This window comes from Bombilactobacillus sp. ESL1187 (genome assembly GCF_058107155.1).
On the sequence record NZ_JBYLTZ010000001.1, the window covers coordinates 392,914 to 412,486 of the forward strand.

22 protein-coding genes, 1 other RNA gene and 1 other annotated feature are annotated in these 19,573 nt (G+C 39.9%); of the genes, 2 read left to right on the forward strand and 21 right to left on the reverse strand.

The genetic code is table 11. The features are described 5' to 3' along the window. Positions 1-204 precede the first annotated feature (204 nt). Complete coding sequence (locus AC3B5B_RS02060) at positions 205-855, forward strand: HD domain-containing protein (RefSeq protein ID WP_489769176.1); 651 nt, start codon at positions 205-207, stop codon at positions 853-855. Positions 856-977: 122 nt separating this feature from the next. On the opposite strand, the gene AC3B5B_RS02065 is transcribed toward AC3B5B_RS02060, so the two are convergent. From AC3B5B_RS02065 to AC3B5B_RS02120, 12 genes are all read right to left on the reverse strand, one after another. Then, positions 978-1,700 carry an alpha/beta hydrolase gene (locus AC3B5B_RS02065; RefSeq protein WP_489769177.1) on the reverse strand — a complete coding sequence of 241 codons (723 nt, stop codon included), beginning with the start codon at positions 1,698-1,700 and terminating at the stop codon, positions 978-980. Beyond that, a complete protein-coding gene (locus AC3B5B_RS02070; protein ID WP_489769178.1) occupies positions 1,697-2,449 on the reverse strand; it encodes an acyl-[acyl-carrier-protein] thioesterase in 753 nt (250 codons plus the stop codon). The genes AC3B5B_RS02065 and AC3B5B_RS02070 overlap by 4 nt, the downstream gene beginning before the upstream one ends. Continuing rightward, positions 2,446-3,327: a 16S rRNA (cytidine(1402)-2'-O)-methyltransferase gene (gene rsmI / locus AC3B5B_RS02075; protein ID WP_489757210.1), complete on the reverse strand. Its 882-nt coding sequence runs from the start codon at positions 3,325-3,327 to the stop codon at positions 2,446-2,448. Before rsmI ends, AC3B5B_RS02070 begins: the two co-directional genes overlap by 4 nt. A gap of 1 nt (position 3,328) precedes the next feature. Further along, complete coding sequence (locus AC3B5B_RS02080) at positions 3,329-3,658, reverse strand: DNA replication initiation control protein YabA (protein WP_489757209.1); 330 nt, start codon at positions 3,656-3,658, stop codon at positions 3,329-3,331. 2 nt (positions 3,659-3,660) lie between these two features. After that, on the reverse strand, positions 3,661-4,599 hold the full coding sequence (locus tag AC3B5B_RS02085; protein WP_489757208.1) for a hypothetical protein: 939 nt from the start codon (positions 4,597-4,599) through the stop codon (positions 3,661-3,663). After that, positions 4,599-4,925 (reverse strand): cyclic-di-AMP receptor, encoded by a 327-nt coding sequence (locus AC3B5B_RS02090; RefSeq protein WP_489757207.1) that lies wholly within the window; start codon positions 4,923-4,925, stop codon positions 4,599-4,601. The genes AC3B5B_RS02085 and AC3B5B_RS02090 overlap by 1 nt, the downstream gene beginning before the upstream one ends. A gap of 2 nt (positions 4,926-4,927) precedes the next feature. Then, the gene (tmk, locus tag AC3B5B_RS02095; protein ID WP_489757206.1) at positions 4,928-5,566 is read right to left on the reverse strand and encodes a dTMP kinase; all 639 of its coding nucleotides are present in this window, start codon (positions 5,564-5,566) and stop codon (positions 4,928-4,930) included. A 69-nt stretch (positions 5,567-5,635) separates the two neighbouring features. Beyond that, a complete protein-coding gene (gene recR / locus AC3B5B_RS02100; protein ID WP_489757205.1) occupies positions 5,636-6,235 on the reverse strand; it encodes a recombination mediator RecR in 600 nt (199 codons plus the stop codon). A 17-nt stretch (positions 6,236-6,252) separates the two neighbouring features. Continuing rightward, positions 6,253-7,962, reverse strand: a complete 1,710-nt coding sequence (gene dnaX, locus AC3B5B_RS02105; RefSeq protein ID WP_489769179.1) for a DNA polymerase III subunit gamma/tau — start codon at positions 7,960-7,962, stop codon at positions 6,253-6,255. A 152-nt stretch (positions 7,963-8,114) separates the two neighbouring features. Beyond that, an RNA gene (gene ffs / locus AC3B5B_RS02110) (signal recognition particle sRNA small type) lies at positions 8,115-8,202 on the reverse strand. A gap of 107 nt (positions 8,203-8,309) precedes the next feature. Next, positions 8,310-8,804 carry a nucleoside deaminase gene (locus AC3B5B_RS02115; RefSeq protein ID WP_489757203.1) on the reverse strand — a complete coding sequence of 165 codons (495 nt, stop codon included), beginning with the start codon at positions 8,802-8,804 and terminating at the stop codon, positions 8,310-8,312. Then, on the reverse strand, positions 8,779-9,387 hold the full coding sequence (locus AC3B5B_RS02120; protein WP_489769180.1) for a class I SAM-dependent methyltransferase: 609 nt from the start codon (positions 9,385-9,387) through the stop codon (positions 8,779-8,781). The genes AC3B5B_RS02115 and AC3B5B_RS02120 overlap by 26 nt, the downstream gene beginning before the upstream one ends. Positions 9,388-10,298: 911 nt before the next feature. Between AC3B5B_RS02120 and AC3B5B_RS02125 the strand changes: the two genes are divergently transcribed. Next, entirely contained in the window at positions 10,299-13,589 is a 3,291-nt protein-coding gene (locus tag AC3B5B_RS02125; RefSeq protein ID WP_489769181.1) for an Ig-like domain-containing protein, read from the forward strand. A 68-nt stretch (positions 13,590-13,657) separates the two neighbouring features. On the opposite strand, the gene AC3B5B_RS02130 is transcribed toward AC3B5B_RS02125, so the two are convergent. The 9 genes from AC3B5B_RS02130 to AC3B5B_RS02170 form a co-directional block, all read right to left on the reverse strand. Next, complete coding sequence (locus AC3B5B_RS02130; protein ID WP_489757200.1) at positions 13,658-15,196, reverse strand: ABC-F family ATP-binding cassette domain-containing protein; 1,539 nt, start codon at positions 15,194-15,196, stop codon at positions 13,658-13,660. 79 nt (positions 15,197-15,275) lie between these two features. Beyond that, complete coding sequence (gene rplL / locus AC3B5B_RS02135) at positions 15,276-15,644, reverse strand: 50S ribosomal protein L7/L12 (protein WP_489757199.1); 369 nt, start codon at positions 15,642-15,644, stop codon at positions 15,276-15,278. A gap of 30 nt (positions 15,645-15,674) precedes the next feature. Further along, positions 15,675-16,184 (reverse strand): 50S ribosomal protein L10, encoded by a 510-nt coding sequence (rplJ, locus tag AC3B5B_RS02140; RefSeq protein WP_489757198.1) that lies wholly within the window; start codon positions 16,182-16,184, stop codon positions 15,675-15,677. A 24-nt stretch (positions 16,185-16,208) separates the two neighbouring features. Continuing rightward, positions 16,209-16,325 (reverse strand) — a sequence feature (ribosomal protein L10 leader region). Positions 16,326-16,343: 18 nt separating this feature from the next. Continuing rightward, positions 16,344-17,027: a 50S ribosomal protein L1 gene (rplA, locus tag AC3B5B_RS02145; RefSeq protein ID WP_489757197.1), complete on the reverse strand. Its 684-nt coding sequence runs from the start codon at positions 17,025-17,027 to the stop codon at positions 16,344-16,346. Positions 17,028-17,113: 86 nt separating this feature from the next. Further along, a complete protein-coding gene (gene rplK, locus AC3B5B_RS02150) occupies positions 17,114-17,539 on the reverse strand; it encodes a 50S ribosomal protein L11 (RefSeq protein WP_489757196.1) in 426 nt (141 codons plus the stop codon). 379 nt (positions 17,540-17,918) lie between these two features. Continuing rightward, positions 17,919-18,467: a transcription termination/antitermination protein NusG gene (gene nusG, locus AC3B5B_RS02155; protein WP_489757195.1), complete on the reverse strand. Its 549-nt coding sequence runs from the start codon at positions 18,465-18,467 to the stop codon at positions 17,919-17,921. A 148-nt stretch (positions 18,468-18,615) separates the two neighbouring features. After that, the gene (gene secE, locus AC3B5B_RS02160) at positions 18,616-18,789 is read right to left on the reverse strand and encodes a preprotein translocase subunit SecE (RefSeq protein ID WP_489757194.1); all 174 of its coding nucleotides are present in this window, start codon (positions 18,787-18,789) and stop codon (positions 18,616-18,618) included. 11 nt (positions 18,790-18,800) lie between these two features. After that, positions 18,801-18,950, reverse strand: coding sequence for a 50S ribosomal protein L33 (rpmG, locus tag AC3B5B_RS02165; RefSeq protein ID WP_489757193.1), 150 nt, complete (start codon positions 18,948-18,950; stop codon positions 18,801-18,803). Positions 18,951-18,985: 35 nt separating this feature from the next. After that, on the reverse strand, positions 18,986-19,567 hold the full coding sequence (locus AC3B5B_RS02170; protein WP_489769182.1) for a hypothetical protein: 582 nt from the start codon (positions 19,565-19,567) through the stop codon (positions 18,986-18,988). Positions 19,568-19,573 lie beyond the last annotated feature (6 nt).

Sequence of the window (19,573 nt, forward strand, 5' to 3'; positions counted from 1 at the left end):
TGCCGCTACTGTTTTCTCATTCTGATCTGACTTCACTTAAATGAGAAAAATCTTGGATTAGCTCAAAAATTCGCCATAAAAAAATTTTTCAACAATAACTTTTGATATAAAAAATTAAAGCCATTTCCTATAACTAATAAATTGTCATGCTATAATGGCTGTGAATTTTTGCCGTATCAATTGGAATAATATATGGAGGTCTGCATGCAATTAACCCAGATTAAGCGATTTGCTAAAAATAATTTAAAAAACGATGTTAGTGGTCACGACTACTGGCATTTACAACGTGTTGCTAATTTAGCCATTACACTTTATCAGACTGATCACCAGTTAGACTCTACGACCAAAGATTTGCTCACGACGGCCAGTTTCTTACACGAAACGACTGACGAAAAACTGGTCAAAAATCTGCAGCAACAACAACAAACAGTGCAAACATTACTAATCACAGCCGGTTTTGATCATTTGCAACAACAAGAAATTCTGCAAACAATTAATAATTTATCTTTCGCTCATAATCTCGCACACCACCAAAAATTGCCCGCTTGGGGATATTATGTACAAGACGCAGATCGCTTGGATTCTTTAGGGGCAATTGGAATTGCCCGGGCTTTTGCCTATGGTGGTAGTCACGAACAGGCCATTTACGAGCCGAATATTCAACCTATTCAGCTCACCAGCCAACAAACTTATCGCCAACATCCGACGACGACCATTAATCATTTTTATGAAAAATTATTGCACTTAAAAGATTTAATGCAAACCGCTGCCGGACAAGCCATTGCCCAACAACGAACACAAATCTTACAAAATTTTTTAACTGAATTTTTTGCTGAATGGTCTGGGCAAAAATAGCCAAAAAAGCTGAGATAAAAAGAAAATACCTTTCTTCTTGTCTCAGCTTCTTTATTGAGTTTGCAGCAAACTCTTATAGATATTGTCTGGAAACAAACTGCTCTAAAATTTTTGAAAACTATTTACCACAAGAACTGACCAATCTCTGATCCGATCACTGCTGGCTTTGAAGCCGTTAATTCTTGATACTGTTGTACTCGTGGTTTCAAAATTGTTTCGAGCGAATGTGCCGTTAAATCAGTAGTTTGCTGTTGAATATTTAAGACCCGCACGTTACCTTTCAGGTGATGCCGCTGGTGCCAAAAATAATCTAAATCTTGAGCTGGAATTTTGGCAGTAGTGATATTAACTTGCCGTTGTAATTGTGGCAAAGTTGTTTGTTTAGCTGCTTGTACCTGGTAAACTAACGTTACTGTGTTGCCTGCGTCTTGAGCAACTACATTATATTCTTTAATGCGGTATTGTTGTTGTAATTGCAGTAAGACTTGTTTGAAATTACGACTCATTTGGCGGTAACTGAGTGTTTGGGCCTTTTGCATCGTAACTTTAATCAAAGGATGGTGCACCTTCGTTTGCCAATTACCATGCCAGGTAACTTTACCTTGCGGTGAAACCACCGCCCTTAATACAGTCTGCGCCTGGTTATGCTTGTTAGCGTATTTCATTAACGATCTTTTAGACTGCTTAGCTTCTTGCACATAAAGTGTAGGAATACTTTGGGCTTGATTGACACTGTGCGGTTGAGTCGAACGCCATGATAAGACTGCCAGCAAAATAAAAATAACTACTAGCGCCAAACCTAATCCTAAATTGCGCCCCCGCAACTGCGCATGCTCTTGCTTCATTGATCAACCTCATCTCTTGAGCGTTTTTGCCAGACAGCTTGTGCTTGTGCATTGACACCAATTGCTGTTTTAATCAAATGGTGGGTTGTTAATTGCTCTTGTTGGACAAAGCTCTGTACCATTTCCCCATAAGGAACTTCACGTTCATATTTAATATCAAATTGTCGCAAACGATATTTTAATAAAAACTCACGCCCTAATGCATCCATCATCCAGTCTAAATAAATCGAATTATTCACATGACCATTAACATCAATATCCGCAAAACGTGTCCGATAAATAACGGGTTCATTAACATATTCAATTAAATCTATCCGCGGAAACCGCCAAATTTCATTGGAGTAAGGACAAGCCAAGCGCTCCATAATTTGGGGGTCAATCGCTAACATCTTACGTGTTTGAATATCTAACATCACCCAATTACTGGTTAATTTAACTAACTGTTCACCAGCCATATTTTGCACAGTAAAAGTCCGATAACAAAAGAACTTATTATAACTGTTGGCTTGCGTGGTAATTTTGATTTGTTCATTCAGTTGCGGTAAATGGGCAATTTCTAGGTGATACTTAGTGACCACCCAGCCTAAACCTTGCTGCACCATTTGTTGGGAATCAATCTGAACTTGATGTAATTGATGCTCAGATACTAGTAAAATTTCATTAAATAAACTGGATAAATTCATTTCACCAGTGGAATTAATATCGTAGAACGGAACCTTGATTTGTTCCGCAAAGATTTGTGAATTCATACTTTCGGCTCCAATCTGTGATAACTGTTATAAACTTGTTGACGTGATAACTGCTGTTGGTGAGCTACTTGCTTAATAGCGGCATTGGGCTTTAAGCCTGTATCAATTTGTTGTTGCACTAAGGTGCGCACTTGCTCACTAGATAATGCTTCATGACTAACTGGCTCTACAGTTCTCCCAGCAACAATGATAACATACTCACCACGCGGCTGATGGGTTGTGAAATAGTCCTGTACTTGTGCTAAACTGCCACGTAAAAAGGCTTCGTGAATCTTCGTTAATTCCCGCGCTAACACGACTTGGCGTTGTTTGCCTAACGTCGCAATCAAGGCCGCCACGGTCTTGACTACCCGATACGGTGATTCATACAAAATAAAAGTCGCGGACAGTTGCGCTAATTTAGCTAACTCCGCTTGCATTTGGGACGCTTTCCGCGGTAAAAAGCCATAAAAATAAAATGGTTGCGGTAATAATCCCGAAGCAATGAGTGCTGTTAAAGCGGCGTTGGGACCAGGCAAGGGAACCACTGGAATTTGAGCTTTAATACAAGCTGCGACCAGTTCTTTACCAGGATCACTAATTGACGGCATTCCGGCATCACTAACCTGCGCAATCTTGAAGCCTGCTTGTAATTTAGCTATGAGCTCGGGCAAACGTTGCTGGGTATTATGTTCGTGAAAACTAATTTGAGGTGTCGTAATTTGAAAATGATTGAGCAATTTTTGTGTATTTCTGGTATCTTCTGCGGCAATCAAATCTACGTCCTTGAGTGTTTGAATCGCTCGTTCACTCATATCTTGTAAATTACCAATCGGTGTGGGTACCAAATATAAGCAACCCGTAGCTGCCGCTTGAAAACTAGCTACTTCTTGAATCATTTTATTTTGGCCCCCGATCACCATAAATTACGTCTAAACAAAAAGCGCATTCTTCATTGTTCTCACGGTGGGCACCATACATAACGGTACAAACATGAAAACCTTCTTCATAAAGTTTTTCTAAAGTCCGCCGCGCATGTGGTAATTCAGGTTCTTTTTTGGGATCCATCTCTGCCAGACGATTACGTAAATGTTCATTTTCAATTTTCAGCTCTGCATTTTCCTCTAAAACGCGTGAAACATCATCTTTCATGGTTGCCAAGGCAGTAGTTAAATCCTGAGCCACTTGTTGTAGTTCTGCAAACTTTGCATAATAATCTGTTTGTTTCATAATCAACTTCCTTTAATGGGCGTTGTTGCTTGTAAAGCTAAAAGTTCCAAACAATTTTCAAAACTAACATTAGCATGCCATAACTTTTGCGAATGTAACAGCTGCACAGTCAAATGCGTAATCCTTTGCAAGCGGGGCGCATCGGCCACACTAGCTTGTAACTGTTTGGTTAACATAGCTTCAATCAAGCCCCAAAATAGCGCTTGTTGGGAATGATTTTCAATTAACGGCACCACTTTTGCCGCCACATTCACAAAAGCTTGCCACGGCTTGGTTTCTAACAATTGGACCCAAGTTTGACTAGTTTGCTTTAATTTCGCAAATTGTTCGCCAGTCAAATCATCCGTGATTAAGCTTTCTAAATGAAAAGCCGTAATCATTTTTTGATCTGGTTGACTAAAAGAACGTGCTTGTAAAGTCTGTGCCAAAGTCAAATCTTCATGTTCCTGCAGATTAAAAACTTGAACCCGTGACAAAATTGTCGGCAACATGGTCGTTGCACTATCAGTTACCAAGATCGTTGTCACTCGACCACTGGGATCTTCTAAAAATTTCAATAAGCTGTTAGCCGCTGCCGCCGTTAGTTTTTGTGCCTGTTCAATCAGTAACAAGCGGCGCGTACTTTCAACCGCACTTTGCTCTAATTGCTGCTTAGCTCCGCGGATTTCATCGACGCCTAAACTTGCTTTAGTGGTCGATAAACGCAAAACATCTGGAAAATCCCAGTGTGCAATCCGGCGACAATGATCACACTGTAAGCAGGGAAAACCGGCTGCAGTATCTAAGCAATAAATGGCTTGCACAAACCAAACACTTAAAGCTTGCGCCTGCAAAAAATTATTGCCCGCTATTAAATAAGCATGAGAAATATGTTGCTGATCAACCTGTTGGGCTAATTGTTTCGTTAAGGCTGGTTGTTCTTGAATAATCGGTGCAGTCATTAAAAATGAACCAGCTTTTCTATCGGTAAAATAAAGACCGTAGCGCCCCCAACAGTCACTTCTACTGGTTGTTCCGGAATTTCACCGAGCATATTCGTCGCAATGGCTGTAGAAACGTATTCTTGGCGTGTCTTAGAATTATCATGAATTAAAGTTAACAATTCGTCCACCCGTTCATCCGCAATTCCAATTAAAAACGTTGAATTACCATTGCGCAAAAAATTTCCGGTCGTTGATAAACGCGTTGACTGAATTTGAGCCTGATTCAGTGCCTTACTTAATTTAGCATGGTCTTTATCTTGAACGATTACAATTACTAGTTTCATAATTAGCCCTCTTTTGTGAAAACCGTGGTGATTTCTTGGAGACAAGCTGCTACTACTGCGGCTGGTGTTTGAGTCGCATCAATTTTTTTAATCCGTTGCGGATTTTGTTGCCATAATTTTAAATACGCTTGGTGCACCCGTTGATGAAAAGCCAACGTCTCTTGCTCCAAACGATCAGTCGCCGTCGCTCGCTGGCGTTTAATCCGTGCTAAACCCACTTCGGGCGCCACATCAAAGTATAAAGTCAGCTGAGGCATCACGTTTTGCGTGGCAAACTGATTAATTTGCCAAATTTCATCCGTACCTAACTGTCGTCCAGCACCCTGATAAGCAATCGAACTATCTACATAACGATCACTCAAAACTATCTGACCTTGAGCTAAAGCAGGTTCAATAACATCCACTAAGTGCTGGCGCCTTTGCGCAGCATATAATAAAGCTTCCGTACGCGCATCCATTTGTGTGTTATCAACATCTAAAATCAATTGGCGAATCTTTTCAGAAATACTACTACCGCCTGGCTCACGTGTCAAAAGCACTGGCTGGTGCAACAACTGGGGCAATTGCTTTGCGAGTTGCTGAGCCGCAGTTGATTTACCAGAACCATCTGGTCCTTCTAAGGAAATAAAAATTTTCGGCACAGCAATTACCTACTTTCTTAGTTTATAGTTTTATTGTACAAAAGAAGTCCGTGAACGAGAAGTTTTTTCTTAAAGTTGTTGACGACCTTCGACTGCCCGCCGCAACGTCATTTGATCAGCATATTCAATATCAGCGCCGACAGCTAAGCCGTGCGCCAAGCGGGTTACCTTAATGCCCGCTGGTTTAATCAATTTAGCTAAATACATCGCAGTGGCTTCACCTTCTGGTGTGGCATTAGTTGCGACAATCACTTCTTGAAATTGCTGATTTTGCTTTAAACGCTCTAATAAATGTTTGATTTGTAAATCTTCAGGACCTACACCATTAACTGGCGACAAGACGCCACCCAAGACTTGATATAGTCCATTATAACTTTGCATATTCTCCATCGCCATAATATCTTTGGGTTGTTCAACGACTAATAACTGGCTGTGATCCCGACTAGTACTACTACAAATTTCACAAGGTTCTACATCAGTAATGTTGCCACAGATTTGACAATAGTGTAGCTCGGTTTTGACAGCCGTCAAACTTTGCGCAAATTCACTGACATCTTCTTGATCCATTCCAATTGTAAAAAAGGCCAACCGCGTCGCCGTTTTCTCACCAATTCCTGGTAATTTCATATATGAATCAATTAATTTCGTCACTGGACGAGGATATTGCACGTTCACAACTTCCTTTCTTAATCATGATCAACTTCCACTAAATCAGCGCCAAATAAATCTTGGGCTTTTTTGACTAAACCGACGGTTTCCGATTTCTTTTCCGCATGAGCGGCATGGACATCATGCCCCTTTAAAAAATCTTGCCGAATTTGGGGCCAATCTTCTGCCGCTACTAAGACCACATCGGCATCATTTTTCAACAACTTATCCAAATTATCTTTCAACAACGCTAACATTTCTTGATTACTCATCACGCGCTCAAACCAAAGCGCATAATCAAACGAAACAACCACTCCTTCGGCACTGGCGGCCACGGGTTTGGAAACTTTCATCACGGCTTTTTGGGTCACATTTAACATACTCATTAAATCTGGCCAAATATCTTGGACTTGAGTTAAAGCTTGGCGTGTGGCTGACTGCAAAATTTGATTAATTTTAGCTTGATCAACATGAACTGCTGCTTTGGGCTTGGCTGTTTGGGGCCTAGTTTGAACTTTACTGTTTTGCGCGGTAGTCGCTGACGGCTCAGTTGTTGGCTTTACTTGTTGTAATTGTTGCACTTGTGTTTGTAAACTTTGCACTTGTGCTTGTAACTGCTGTAATTGGGGAAGTTCAGCGCCTGGGGCCGGAGTTTTCGGTTGTTGTAATTGTTCAATTAATTTAATAGTCAATACTTCTAAATAAATCGACGGTCGATCAGCTGCGCGTAACTCTTGTTGTGTTTGAGAAACTAGCTCAATCAACTGATACAATTGATCAGTGGTAAATTGATCCTTTAAGGTTAACAACTGTTCCGACACCAGTGAGCGATCTAAGTCCGATAATAAATCAACATCCGTTTTAGCCAATAATAAATCCCGGGCTGTTGACATTAAAGCGTCCGTCAAGCGTTTGGCGGAACGTCCACTAGCCATAATTTCGTGCAAGCTAGTCAAAGCTTGGGCGACGTCGGTGGCAGCCAAAGCCTTAAAATAGGTTTCTAATTGTTGATTATCTAAAGCCCCCGTGACTTCTAGCGCATTCTCTAACTGCAATTGTCCTTGCCCCAGCGATAAGGCTTGATCCAAAATACTTAAAGCATCCCGCATCCCACCTTCAGCTGCTTGAGCAATTAAGTCTAATCCTTGCTCGTCATATGGCACTTGCTTCTCTTGCAAAATTAATTTCATGCGCGCCAACAAATCCCTGGCACCAATCCGGCGAAAATCAAACCGCTGTGTCCGCGAAATAATGGTTGCAGGCACTTTTTGTGGTTCGGTAGTTGCCAGAATAAAAATCACTTTGGCTGGCGGTTCTTCTAAAGTTTTTAACAAAGCATTAAAAGCGCCTGTCGATAACATGTGTACTTCATCAATAATATAAACCTTATATTCCGCCTGCGTTGGGGCATACTTAACTTTATCGCGAATATCACGGATTTGCTCCACACCGTTGTTAGAAGCCGCATCAATTTCTAAAACATCATTCAAGCTGCCATTAGTAATGGCTTGACAAATTTCACACTGATTGCAGGGCTCACCATTATCTTGATGCGGACAATTGACCGCTTTCGCCAAGATTTTGGCACACGAAGTTTTGCCAGTACCCCGCGGTCCTGTAAACAAATACGCATGACTAACTTGTTGTTCACTAACGGCATTCTTTAGTGTTGTAGTAATCACTTCTTGACCGACAACATCGCTAAACTTTTGTGGACGCCACTGCCGATATAACGCCTGATAAACCATTGAATACCTCCCCAATTAATTATGTTGCTTACTTTTAGAATTGCTAATTTAATATTACGTCAAACTTCTATTAATTCTCACATTGATTCAATACTGGTCATATTTCATTATAATAAAAAAACCCTTAGCTAAACAGCTAAGAGCGTTAATAATCATATCAAAAGGCACATGACCGCACTTACTTAGTGCTGCTTTCTCTCGAACCTGACACGATTCATAAGCCAATCATTGCCTCTGGCCTTACGGCAAAAATAATTATAGCTTACTTTGCAATAATTGACAAGGAAAATTAGTATCTAAATTTTTACAGACATTTTTATACCGGCTTTAACTTGGTTTCCTATGGATCACTTACGGATTTCGCGAAAAAAATTCGTTAATAACTGCGCACATTCCGGCTGCAAAACCCCACCTTGATAATGAGGACGGTGATTATACGGTTGCTCAAATAAGTTCACTAACGAGCCAACCGAACCCGCCTTAGGATCCCAAGCACCAAAAATCACATTATTAATACGACTATTAATAATTGCGCCAGCGCACATCGCACACGGCTCTAATGTCACAAATAAAGAGCACTGTTCTAAGCGCCAGCTTTGCCTTTTTTGACAAGCGGCATCAATTGCCAGTAATTCGGCATGAGCCAAAGCATCTTGCTTAACTTCGCGTTGATTAAAGCCCGTCGCCAGCACTTGGTGTTGAACTTCATCGACAATCACAGCACCAATGGGCACTTCCGCTAATTGGCGCGCTTGATTGGCTGCGGCAATGGCCTGTTGCATATAAGCTGTTAATTGCGTTGGTGTATATAATTCCTCAATCGTGGGTCTTAAGACTTTCAATAATATAATATCCTTTATCTCGTTGAATAATCGTGGCAGTACCAAATGTTTGTTGCATTAATTTTTGGTAAGTCTTGGCTCCTTGCTTTTTTTGGCCAACAAACCAGAACTGGCCCTGATTTTGCAAATGTTCACTGGCTTGAGTAATCATTGTACTAACCACCTGTTTGCCGGCGCGAAACGGCGGATTCGTATAAATGGCTGCATAATCAGTTTTGCTCACTTGGCGATAACTATCCGAAGCGAAAATTCGCACATTATTAATGGCATTGAGCTGCGCATTCTTGCGCGCCAAATCCAGTGCTCGTTCATTTAAGTCGACTAAGTCCACCAATCGACCTGTTTCTTGAGCTAATGTGAGCCCAATCGGACCATAGCCACATCCCAAATCTAATAAATCCCCCGTTGGCAAATCTTGCAAATTAATGGCCGCGAGTAATGCGCGTGTGCCATAATCAATCGTTTGCTTGGAAAAAACTCCGCTATCCGTTTGAAATTGCAGTGTTTGCTGGCGTAATTGAAACTTAAATTCTTGATAATCATGCGCTGATGTGGGCTGATTGGTAAAATATTGTTCCGCCAAATCATTGACCTCCTGTTAATCATTACATATTTAGTATAACTAAAATTCGCTACTAGGGAAATTTGAAATTAATTTTGCCCAAAATTGAGGCAACTTTTTCAACTCCAACTATGACTTTTTAATTTTGTTACTGCTGGAAAATAACCGCAAAATTGTTCTTAATTATTCCAATCTACTAAATTTTAAAAAAATTTATCAGCCAGAACTAAAATTAAGAACTAAAAAACAAGCAACTACCTCTTAATCATCGTCGTTGAATGACCTTGCTCACTCTTGAACAGCTTAACGCAACTAACTATCAGAATCAGCATTCTGAGCCTAAATTAATTACGATCAATCAATTCTACATGTGCTTTTAATAGCATTAACAAAATTTTACCTATTATTTATCCCAAAAAGTTTTTGGGTTAAGTTTTGCTTCTACAAAATACTATTTGTCAAATTCATAATATTTTTTACTATAAAATGCGCCGTTGACGGGTCATTAACTAATAGTTATGGTTATTATAATTAATTTATAAATAATATTTAGATTAATGATCCTCAGGAGCCAAGCTATCTATATGTCAATCAAAATCAACCACACTCGTGGGAATTTCATAATCAGCCTTCTTTATTTTAATTTCTGTTACTCTGGCGCCTTACACATAGCCTCCTGTGCTAGGCCACCGTTAAACCAAATCATTCCTATAAAAGGTTTTCCTATTAGTTCAGCAACCCACCTAATCTCCTATAATCTTATCTGCAATGCTCACTTGCCGGTATTCGAACATGCAACTAAGCGCTAATTTAATAATTACGCTTAGCTTTTTCTTTGCTCAATTCCAAAACAATTAAGCAAAATGGACGATAACTTTTTAAAAATTATGAAAAACATCAACAAAATAAAATTTATTTGAGGAGTGTCTAAAATGAAAAATCACCAAAAATTTCAATTGTTTATTTATGTATACACCATTATTATTAGTTTGTTCTGTACCACCACGCTCCACGCTGAAGACAATGATCATTCCAGTGAAGAATCTGCCATGGCCGAAATTATTCACAATCAAGGGTTGCCTAATAGTTTTGTGAATGATTTGATTAACAGTCCCCCGACCGCGAGTACCTTTGCTGGCGATATTAACGATCCTGACTTTCAAGAGATGCTAGATCTGCAAGCTAACTCGGACACTGACCTCCAAAACAAACTCATGTATAAAACCACTCACCACCCCGCAACTACAGCGGCTGGTACTGTCAGTGTCAGTACTTGGAATGATTTTTGTACCCAAGTGAAAAATCCCAAAGTTCAAACAATTATTCTGACCAATAACCTCGTGGCTAGCACCCAATCTGCGCATGTTACTTCAGATAAGACCATTGATTTTAATAATTACCAAATTAATACCACTGATTGTACAATTTCATTAGACCAAGGTACCACAACAGTGAAAGACGCTTATGTCACAGCCACAACTACCGCTGCCAAAATGTACTATAGTTTTACGGCTACTGGCGGTAATTTAATCGTTCAAGACACGCCAATCAATAATGCTACAACGCCTGCGGACATCAATAATGCTACTACCAATAGCACAATTAGCAATGGTGGCTTTTATAGTTCCGAAGCCGCAACTGCTCCTGTATCCATCACTTTTGATCATGCCAATGTTTCTCAACAAATGCCCGCCAATTTAACTACCTCTAGCGCCACTAATACTTCTGTGTACGCAATCGTCTTAAACAGTAGTGTCGGTAGTCAGTTAAATATTAATAGTAGTAAGATGCAAGTTAAAGCTAATAATTATCTGATGTTTCCCGGAATGAGCAAGAATTTAACTGTTGATAAAAGTATTAGCATTAACAACTCCACGATTAATGCAGTACAAGCATCCGCCAGTTATACCAATTACGACAACTTTTTTATTAATGGTGACAATAAAAATACGTATACTGGACTTAATTTGAACATTATAGATCACTCCCAAATTAAAGTTAATTATAGTAATAATAATGATCTGAATTCGTCCGGAGTCATTCGCTTATACGGCACTGGTTCCCTGCTTAAAATGGCTAGTGGTTCTAGCCTCGATATTAAAAATATTAATGGTCCGGCCGTCAGCATTTCTGGCACCGATAGTAAATTCGAGGTAACGGGAACGCCAGACGACAAAACAACCAGTCTTAATATCACACGAGGTACAGGTACTGGGGGCGTCAGCCTCAATCCCGCCATTCGCTTCATCTTGACTGGGGGAATGCTCTTTGATATGCAGGGCAACGTTAAAGTTAACGTTTATCAAAATACTCAAAGTTCGAATGCGCCAGGTATTCGCATGTATGGTACCGGCAACCAAGTTTCCGTTTCGCAAGGTGCTGAATTTAATTTACACAATAATTCCACTGCTGGTTCTCCCGGAACTGGTGATGTTGGTGGTGAAGGTATTTTATACACTGGTAGCACTGGGGGCGCCACGTCTAATTCCTTTACTTTGCGCGATCCAGATTCTCAAGTGCTTGTCGACGCTAATAATGGCCCTGCCATTGCCTCGCCTTCACTACCATTAAAGATTGATGCTGGCGTTTCCAGTAATGATTCAATTTCGTTTGTAGCGCGCGGCAATTATCCTAAAAATGCTATTTTCTCTGCGAATAGTAATGACCTCAACTTCAATATGCCGTATCCACGTTATTTTGATTTTCAAAACCGCGCTCCGAGTGGTAGTAATAGCTATTTATTTAACGGTGCGAAGACGAGTCTGTTCAACCATAAAGCTCTGCCGCTACAAGTTTGGGATAGTAATAGTGACGTTAACGGTAATCCTTCCGGTAATTGGGCCCACGTGGGCGCTACTTACCAATCATCTTCGGCTTCTTCGACCTTTGACACCGTAGTTCCCAGTAGTGACAGTGACCCAAGTGACGCTAGTAATTTTAAACAGTATTTAGACACGCCCCTAGGATCTGCAAAGGGCTTAACTAAGATTATCCGCATGACTGCTAATGTCACCCCCGGCAAAGTTAGCTGGTTGCAAGATCAAAATAATCAGTTTATCCATCCAGCTAATACGGATAAATATATTTGGTTACAAGCTCAAGTTCCTGCGGAAAACAGTGCCTTCCGCCCTGCATTGGATAATGAAATTCATGCGGACTTACAAGTCACTTTACCTGATGGCACTGTCCAAGAATTACATGGCCTGTCCAGCACTCAAGAAACTTATTATGACAATACCAATCTCAAAGGTGCTATTAAAGTGGCTGCTCCTGGCTTAAATTTACTGCCTACGGGTACCAAAATTAAAATTTTGCGCGTCTGGCGAAATGGAACCTACGAAAATGGCAAATATAGCTCCAGTGCGATTGTCTCTGAACCCCAAAAAGATTTTGATGACAGTGAAAAAATCGTCATTAATAAAACTCCCCCTGCCCCCGCTAAAGTCTTTCATGCGCAGTCGACTTTAACCGATCATCATTCCACTACTGCTCTGAGCACCATTGTTCCGTCAACTACCAGCTTATCCGGAACTGGTGCTGCTAACATGCAAGTTTCCTGGCGCGTTTTAAATGCGGATGGTAGCATTCATTATGAGTCAACTCCTGCTGAAAACACTACAGTTGATAGTGCTGGACAATGGTCTTTAACCAAAATTCACGGGCTCAGTTCCGGACAAAAATTACAAGTTGTTCTCACTGACGCTGACCAGAACTCCAATCCGCAAGTTACCACGGTTTATCATGATACGACTTTCCCAGCAGCGACCACTTTAACTATCAAAGGGGATCTGACTATGCAAGTTCCGAGTAGCTTAGATTTTGGCACCCATATGTCGGCTGATCGCAAAAATTTGCCTATGAAAACTATTACTGGTAATTTAGCAGTCACTGACACAGACCATCAAGAAGCTAACTGGACGGTCGCTGTCCAACTAGCTAACCAATTAGATGATGATTTGGGGACGGGGAATTTACCACTATATTATGGTAATAATGGTCTGAGTACTCAAATAACAGCGACGCCAACAATGGTCTTTCAAAAAATCGCTCCTGATCCAAATGATAACATCTTAGATATCTCACAAACTTGGACGACCAGCGCTAACTCAAGTGCTGCAACTCCTCAAGGACCATTCTTAAAAAATACCAATGCAACACCTACGCTGCCAAATACCAATCATCATGGTCATTTAACTTGGACCTTGACCAATAGCTTAACTTAAATACAAAAAGCTTGAACACCGTGTTTAACAACTTTAAACGCGGCACTTCAAGCTTTTTTGCATGCTAATTATTGTAATAATTGTTCAATATCTAAAACTTTACTAATCCACGAACTATCATAAAAATCCGTTTCGTGCGTTATCAAAATGACTGTCCCCGGATAATTAACTAAAGCTTGGCGCAAGGCTAACTTACTATCATCATCCAAATGATTAGTCGGTTCATCTAAAAACAATACGTTGGCAGGTTGGAGCATCAATGCGGCCAACTTAACTTTGACCTGTTCACCACCCGATAGTGTTTTGACTGCCGAACTAGCTTGTTGACTCGTCAAGCCCGTCTGCGCCAAAGTTCGTCGAATAATCCGCGGTGGCTGTTCACTAAAGCGCTGTTCTAAAATTGCTAACGGACTCGCTAGCGGCGTGGACCAATATAAACTTTGCTCATAATAAGCACTAGTAATCGTTGCTGCTAACTCTACTTCTCCACCTAACGCCGGAATTAAACCTTGAATGGTTTTTAATAGTGTGGTTTTACCAATACCGTTAAAGCCTTTAATAACAACTTTTTCACCCATAGCCACCGAAAAATTCAATGGTTGTGCTAATAATGGTTGTTGATAACCAATTACTAGATTATTGGCTTCCAGAATGACGTTGGCTTTACTAGTGACATATGGAAAATTAAATTGGGCAATTTGCCGATTAGCTGGTGGTGTTAACTTATCCATTCGCGCTAATTGCTTTTCACGACTGCGGGCACTTTTCGAGCGCGAACCGGCTTTATTTTTTTGAATATAAGCTTGCGTCTTCGCAATTTTCTTTTGTTGGCTGGCGTAAGCTTTTAAATAAGTCCGTTGATCAGCGGCTTTTTGACGTAAAGCTTGCTTTAACGTTCCCGTATAAGTTTTAATTTGCCCTAATTCAACGTCGCAGACTTTATTGACAATCTGATCCAAGAATTGATAATCATGTGAAACGACCACAAAAGCGCCGGCAAAATTTTGCAAATATTCAGCCAGCCAAGCAATATGTTGTTGATCCAAATAATTAGTCGGTTCATCTAATAATAAAATGTCGGGTTGTTCTAGCAACAATTTTGCTAAAATTAACTTCGAACGTTGCCCCCCACTTAATTCAGCAACGTCATGGTCATAACCTAAGGCATCTAAACCCAGCCCCTGCGCTACTTGCTCAACTTTCAAATCAATATCGTAATAGCCATTGGCTTCTAAAGCGGTTTGTAATTGACCAGCTAATTCCAAATCATCGGCACTCGGCGTTGATTGTTGATAGATTAATTCTAATTTTTGAGCTTGATCTAACAATGGTTGAAAAGCCGTCGTTAAAAATTCCCGCAAGGTTTGGCTCGGTTTTAGATTAGCATACTGATCCAAATAACCAACCTGAATTTTTTTCTTCCAAGTAATTGTGCCATTGTCTGGCGTTAAAGCCCCCGTTAAAATATTAATTAGGGTACTTTTACCAACGCCATTTTGTCCAATAATCCCCAAATGATCTTGTTCATTGACTTGAAAACTCGCATCGGTATATAAAGTTTTATCTAAAAATTGTTGACTCAAATGTTCAACACGTACAATACTCAAATTCTGCTCCTTTAAAAAGTTATTTTAAGCAAAAAAGCTACCGAATAAAAATTCGGTAGCTTTTTCGATATAACAATGACTATTTCAAAGTTACAGTAGCGCCAACTTCTTCAAGTTTAGCTTTCATATCATCAGCATCAGCTTGAGCTACGCCTTCTTTGATAACTGAAGGAGCTTTGTCAACTAAGTCCTTGGAATCCTTCAAGCCTAAGCCTGTGATTTCACGAACAGCCTTGATAACCTTAACTTTTTCTTGACCAGCTTCAGTTAATTCAACATCGAATTCATCTTTAGCGGCAGCAGCATCGCCACCAGCAGCACCAGCAACTGCAACTGGAGCAGCAGCTGAAACATCAAATTCTTCTTCGATTGCCTTTACTAAGTCGTTTAAATCGGAAATACTTGCTTCTTTTAAGGAAGCGATAATTGAGTCTTTATCGAAAGCCATTTTTATTCCTCCAATGGATTATAAATTTAATTAAGCAGCGTCGCCGTCTTCATTTTCTTTATCAGCGATTGCTTTAACAGCATAAGCAACTTTGCGAATTGGATCTTGCAACATTGAAGCAAGAGTAGCCAACAATTCGTCGTGACTTGGCATATGAGCATATTCATCAATTTTGGCTAAGCTTTGAACTTCACCTTCGATGATACCACCCTTGATTTCCAAGACATCAGCAGTTTCCGCAAATTTAGAAATAGTCTTAGCAGCAATAATTGGATCTTCATAAGAAAATGCTACCGCTGTAGGACCTGTGAAGGCTTCATCTAAACCTTCAAAGCCAGCTTTATCAGCAGCCCGCCGTAACACAGAGTTCTTAATAACTCGCATCTCTACGTCTTCAGCACTTAATTGGCGCCGTAATTCTGTTACTTGCGCAACATCTAAGCCTAAATAGTCAACAACAATAACTGATTCAGAACGCTTGATCTTATCAGCGACTTCATCAACTAATTCTTGTTTAGCCTTTAAAACAGCATCTTTCACGTGATTTCACCTCCATAATTATTTCTACCTAAAATTAAAGGACACCTCAGCAAAGCAAGATGTCCTAACGAATGCATCTAGCCTCGGCAGGATATTAAGGCATACTGCCACCTGAGTCTTAGGTAGTTTCTGTTTAGTAATTTAACATTAATTAATTAATTAGTCAACGTTAACTTTGATACCAGGGCCAAAGGTCGAAGTTAAGTAAACAGAGTTTACATATTGACCTTTAACTGTTGCTGGACGAGCTTTAACAATCACATCGTTTAAAGCATTAAAGTTAGCAACTAATTTATCAGTATCAAATGAAATCTTACCTAACGGAGCATGAATCAAACCTTGAGAATCAGCCCGGTAAGTTACTTGACCAGCTTTGATATCATTAACAGCTTTAGTAACGTCCATGGTAACTGTACCAGTCTTTGGGTTTGGCATTAAACCTTTCGGTCCTAAAATCCGACCCAAACGACCAACTTTAGCCATCATCTTTGGTGTTGCAACAACAACATCGAAGTCTAACCAGCCATCAGTAATTTTGTCAACTAAATCATCATCACCAACATAGTCAGCACCAGCTGCTTGCGCATCTTTAGCTTGTTGACCATCAGCAAATACAACGACCCGTTGAGTCTTACCAGTACCATTTGGCAAAACCATTGCGCCCCGAATTTGTTGGTCAGCTTGTTTAGTATCCAAGTTCAAATTATAAGAAACTTCAATTGTTGCATCAAAGTTTGCATAGTTAACTTTCTTTAATAAGTCCATTGCTGCTTGTGCATCGTAAGCTTTGTTTTTATCAACTTGCTTAGCAGCTTCTAAATATTTCTTTCCATGTTTAGCCACGTTCGAGTTCCTCCTTGTGATTGTGGTCAAGTGGGTTTTACCCCTCCCACTGTGACAAGCTCTTGATTGATTAAAGTTAGTGAAGATTAACCTTCAACTGTAAAGCCCATACTCCGTGCTGTTCCTTCGATCATCCGCATAGCGGCTTCGACATCATTAGCATTCAAGTCTTTCAGCTTTGTTTCAGCAATTTCACGTACTTGATCTTTAGTAACTTTCGCTACCTTTTCGTCACGAGGATTACCGGAACCCTTCTTGACACCAGCTGCTTGCATCAATAATACAGCTGCTGGTGGCGTCTTGGTAACAAAATCAAACGAACGATCTTCATAAACTGTGATCACTACAGGAATAATCATCCCTTTTTGATCAGCGGTCCGTGCATTAAAATCTTTCGTAAATTCAACGATATTAATTCCGGCTTGTCCTAAAGCTGGACCAACTGGAGGAGCTGGTGTTGCTGCTCCACCTGGAATTTGCAATTTAACAACATTTGCAACTTTTTTAGCCACGGTACATACCTCCTTAAGTCCGTGATGTGGTCAAAAATGGGAATTGAAATTTTCCCTCCCACAGAAATGTCTAAGACATTCTTAGACAGAATAACATAAATTTCAATGATATACAAATTACTGCGACAAAGAACGGTTTTTAACTGAGCACTAACCTAAACTAAGTCCTTAAGTGGTATTTTAACTTGAGAACTTAGTTGTAGTTAGGCGCAAATTTTTGTTCTTTGAAGTGGCTTATGTCAATTACTGCGACAAAGAGCGCTTAAAAGCCGGAAATTAGCCTATGATAATGGCTTAAGCAACCTTTATGCTTGAGTTATTCTCCATAGTTAAATATAAACTTTTGCTCCTTGGAACATTAAGCAATATCACCTTGTCCTCAAGCCTTGGTGATACTTTGATAATCAATTTCCGCTTCGGTCATTCGTTCAAACATATTAATTTCAACTTTGACCTTACCATGTTCATTATCAATTTCGGTAATCGTCCCTTCCATTCCTGAGAACGCACCACCGTCTTGAATCTTAACCACTTCTCCTACTTCAAAATCAATATCATATGGCGTTTGATCTTGCTGCATCGTATTTAAGATTGCATCAACTTCTTCAGGCAAGAGTGGCGCTGGCTTGCTTCCAGCACCGTGGCTTCCAACAAATCCTGTAACACCGGGAGTATTTCGTACCACAAACCAAGACTGATCAGACATTACCATCTCGACTAATACGTAGCCAGGGAAAGTTTTTTTCATTTCCGTTTTTGTCTTACCATTTTTGGTTTCTGTTTCTTGTTCTTCAGGAACAACTGCTTGAAAAATATAGTCTTCCATGCCCATTGATTGCGCCCGTGATTGCAAATTTTCTTTAACACGATTTTCATATCCGGAATAGGTATGTAAAACATACCACATTTTTTGATCTTGTTCTGCCATTAATCTAACCTTCCTTAGTATTCAATCAAACAAAAAAAACCTCGTTTCAACGAAGTTTTTATTAAGCACTGTTTATAGCATAGCAAATTATGGAATAAACTACAAATTATTCAAAAAGTTTCAACTGTAATCTAACCGGTCTTGGTAATTAGTGAGAAACAAACAAAGTAACAAGCGTTTGGAACAACCAATCACAAGCGCCCAAGAAGAGTGCAAAGAAAATAGAAGTTAAGATCACCGTCATCGTATCATGACGATTTTCTTTAGCTGTGGGCCATTGAACTAATTTCATTTCTTGCATAACACTTTTTAAAAATTTCATTAACAATCCCTCTATCTAGTTTCCTGATGAATCGTGTGCTGATTACAATGGTTACAAAATTTTTTAATGGTAAAGCGCTGCTTACGGTCAGTCGCTACTAAAGTGTGATAATTGTGTGCACCACACACGCTACATTCCAAAACAACTTTAACTCGTTTCATTATATCACCTACGTCAATTTTTAACTATACTGACTCTAAGATGGAGTGTCAATACCTAAGCGCTGGTAAAACGCCAAAAACTTTAAGCGACTTCGCTGACTAGCTTGGAGAATCTGCGTTTTCGAATAAGCGGAGTGTCGTGTGACTTGCTCTAAGTCAGTCCCTAATAAAAAGCGCAAGCCTTGTAACTCCACTAACGACAATTGTTGCAGCATGTGGGGAAACTCTGTTGACAAAAACTCTACTTCATTTTTGAACGTCGTCAATTGCCAACACAAATCATTTTCCAATTCTGGATTAGCCTGTGCTAAAGCTTCCATTGACACAGCATTAACGTTTGTTTGCCGCTTTAATGCCAATTGCTGACGCACTAAATTAGTCCAATGATTTTGTAAACGCAACTTATAAAAACTCCCAAAACGTGATCCTTGACGCTCATCAAAGATTTGACAGGTTTCTAAACATACAATACGCGCCTCTTGCCGCCAATCATCTCGATCAAATAGACGTAAACGATATTTTTGACTGGTACTTTCAATCAAAGGTAAATATTTTTGCACTAAACATTCTAATGCCTGCGAATTATTGTGTTCACGTACCAATTTAATCCATGCCAATTCTTG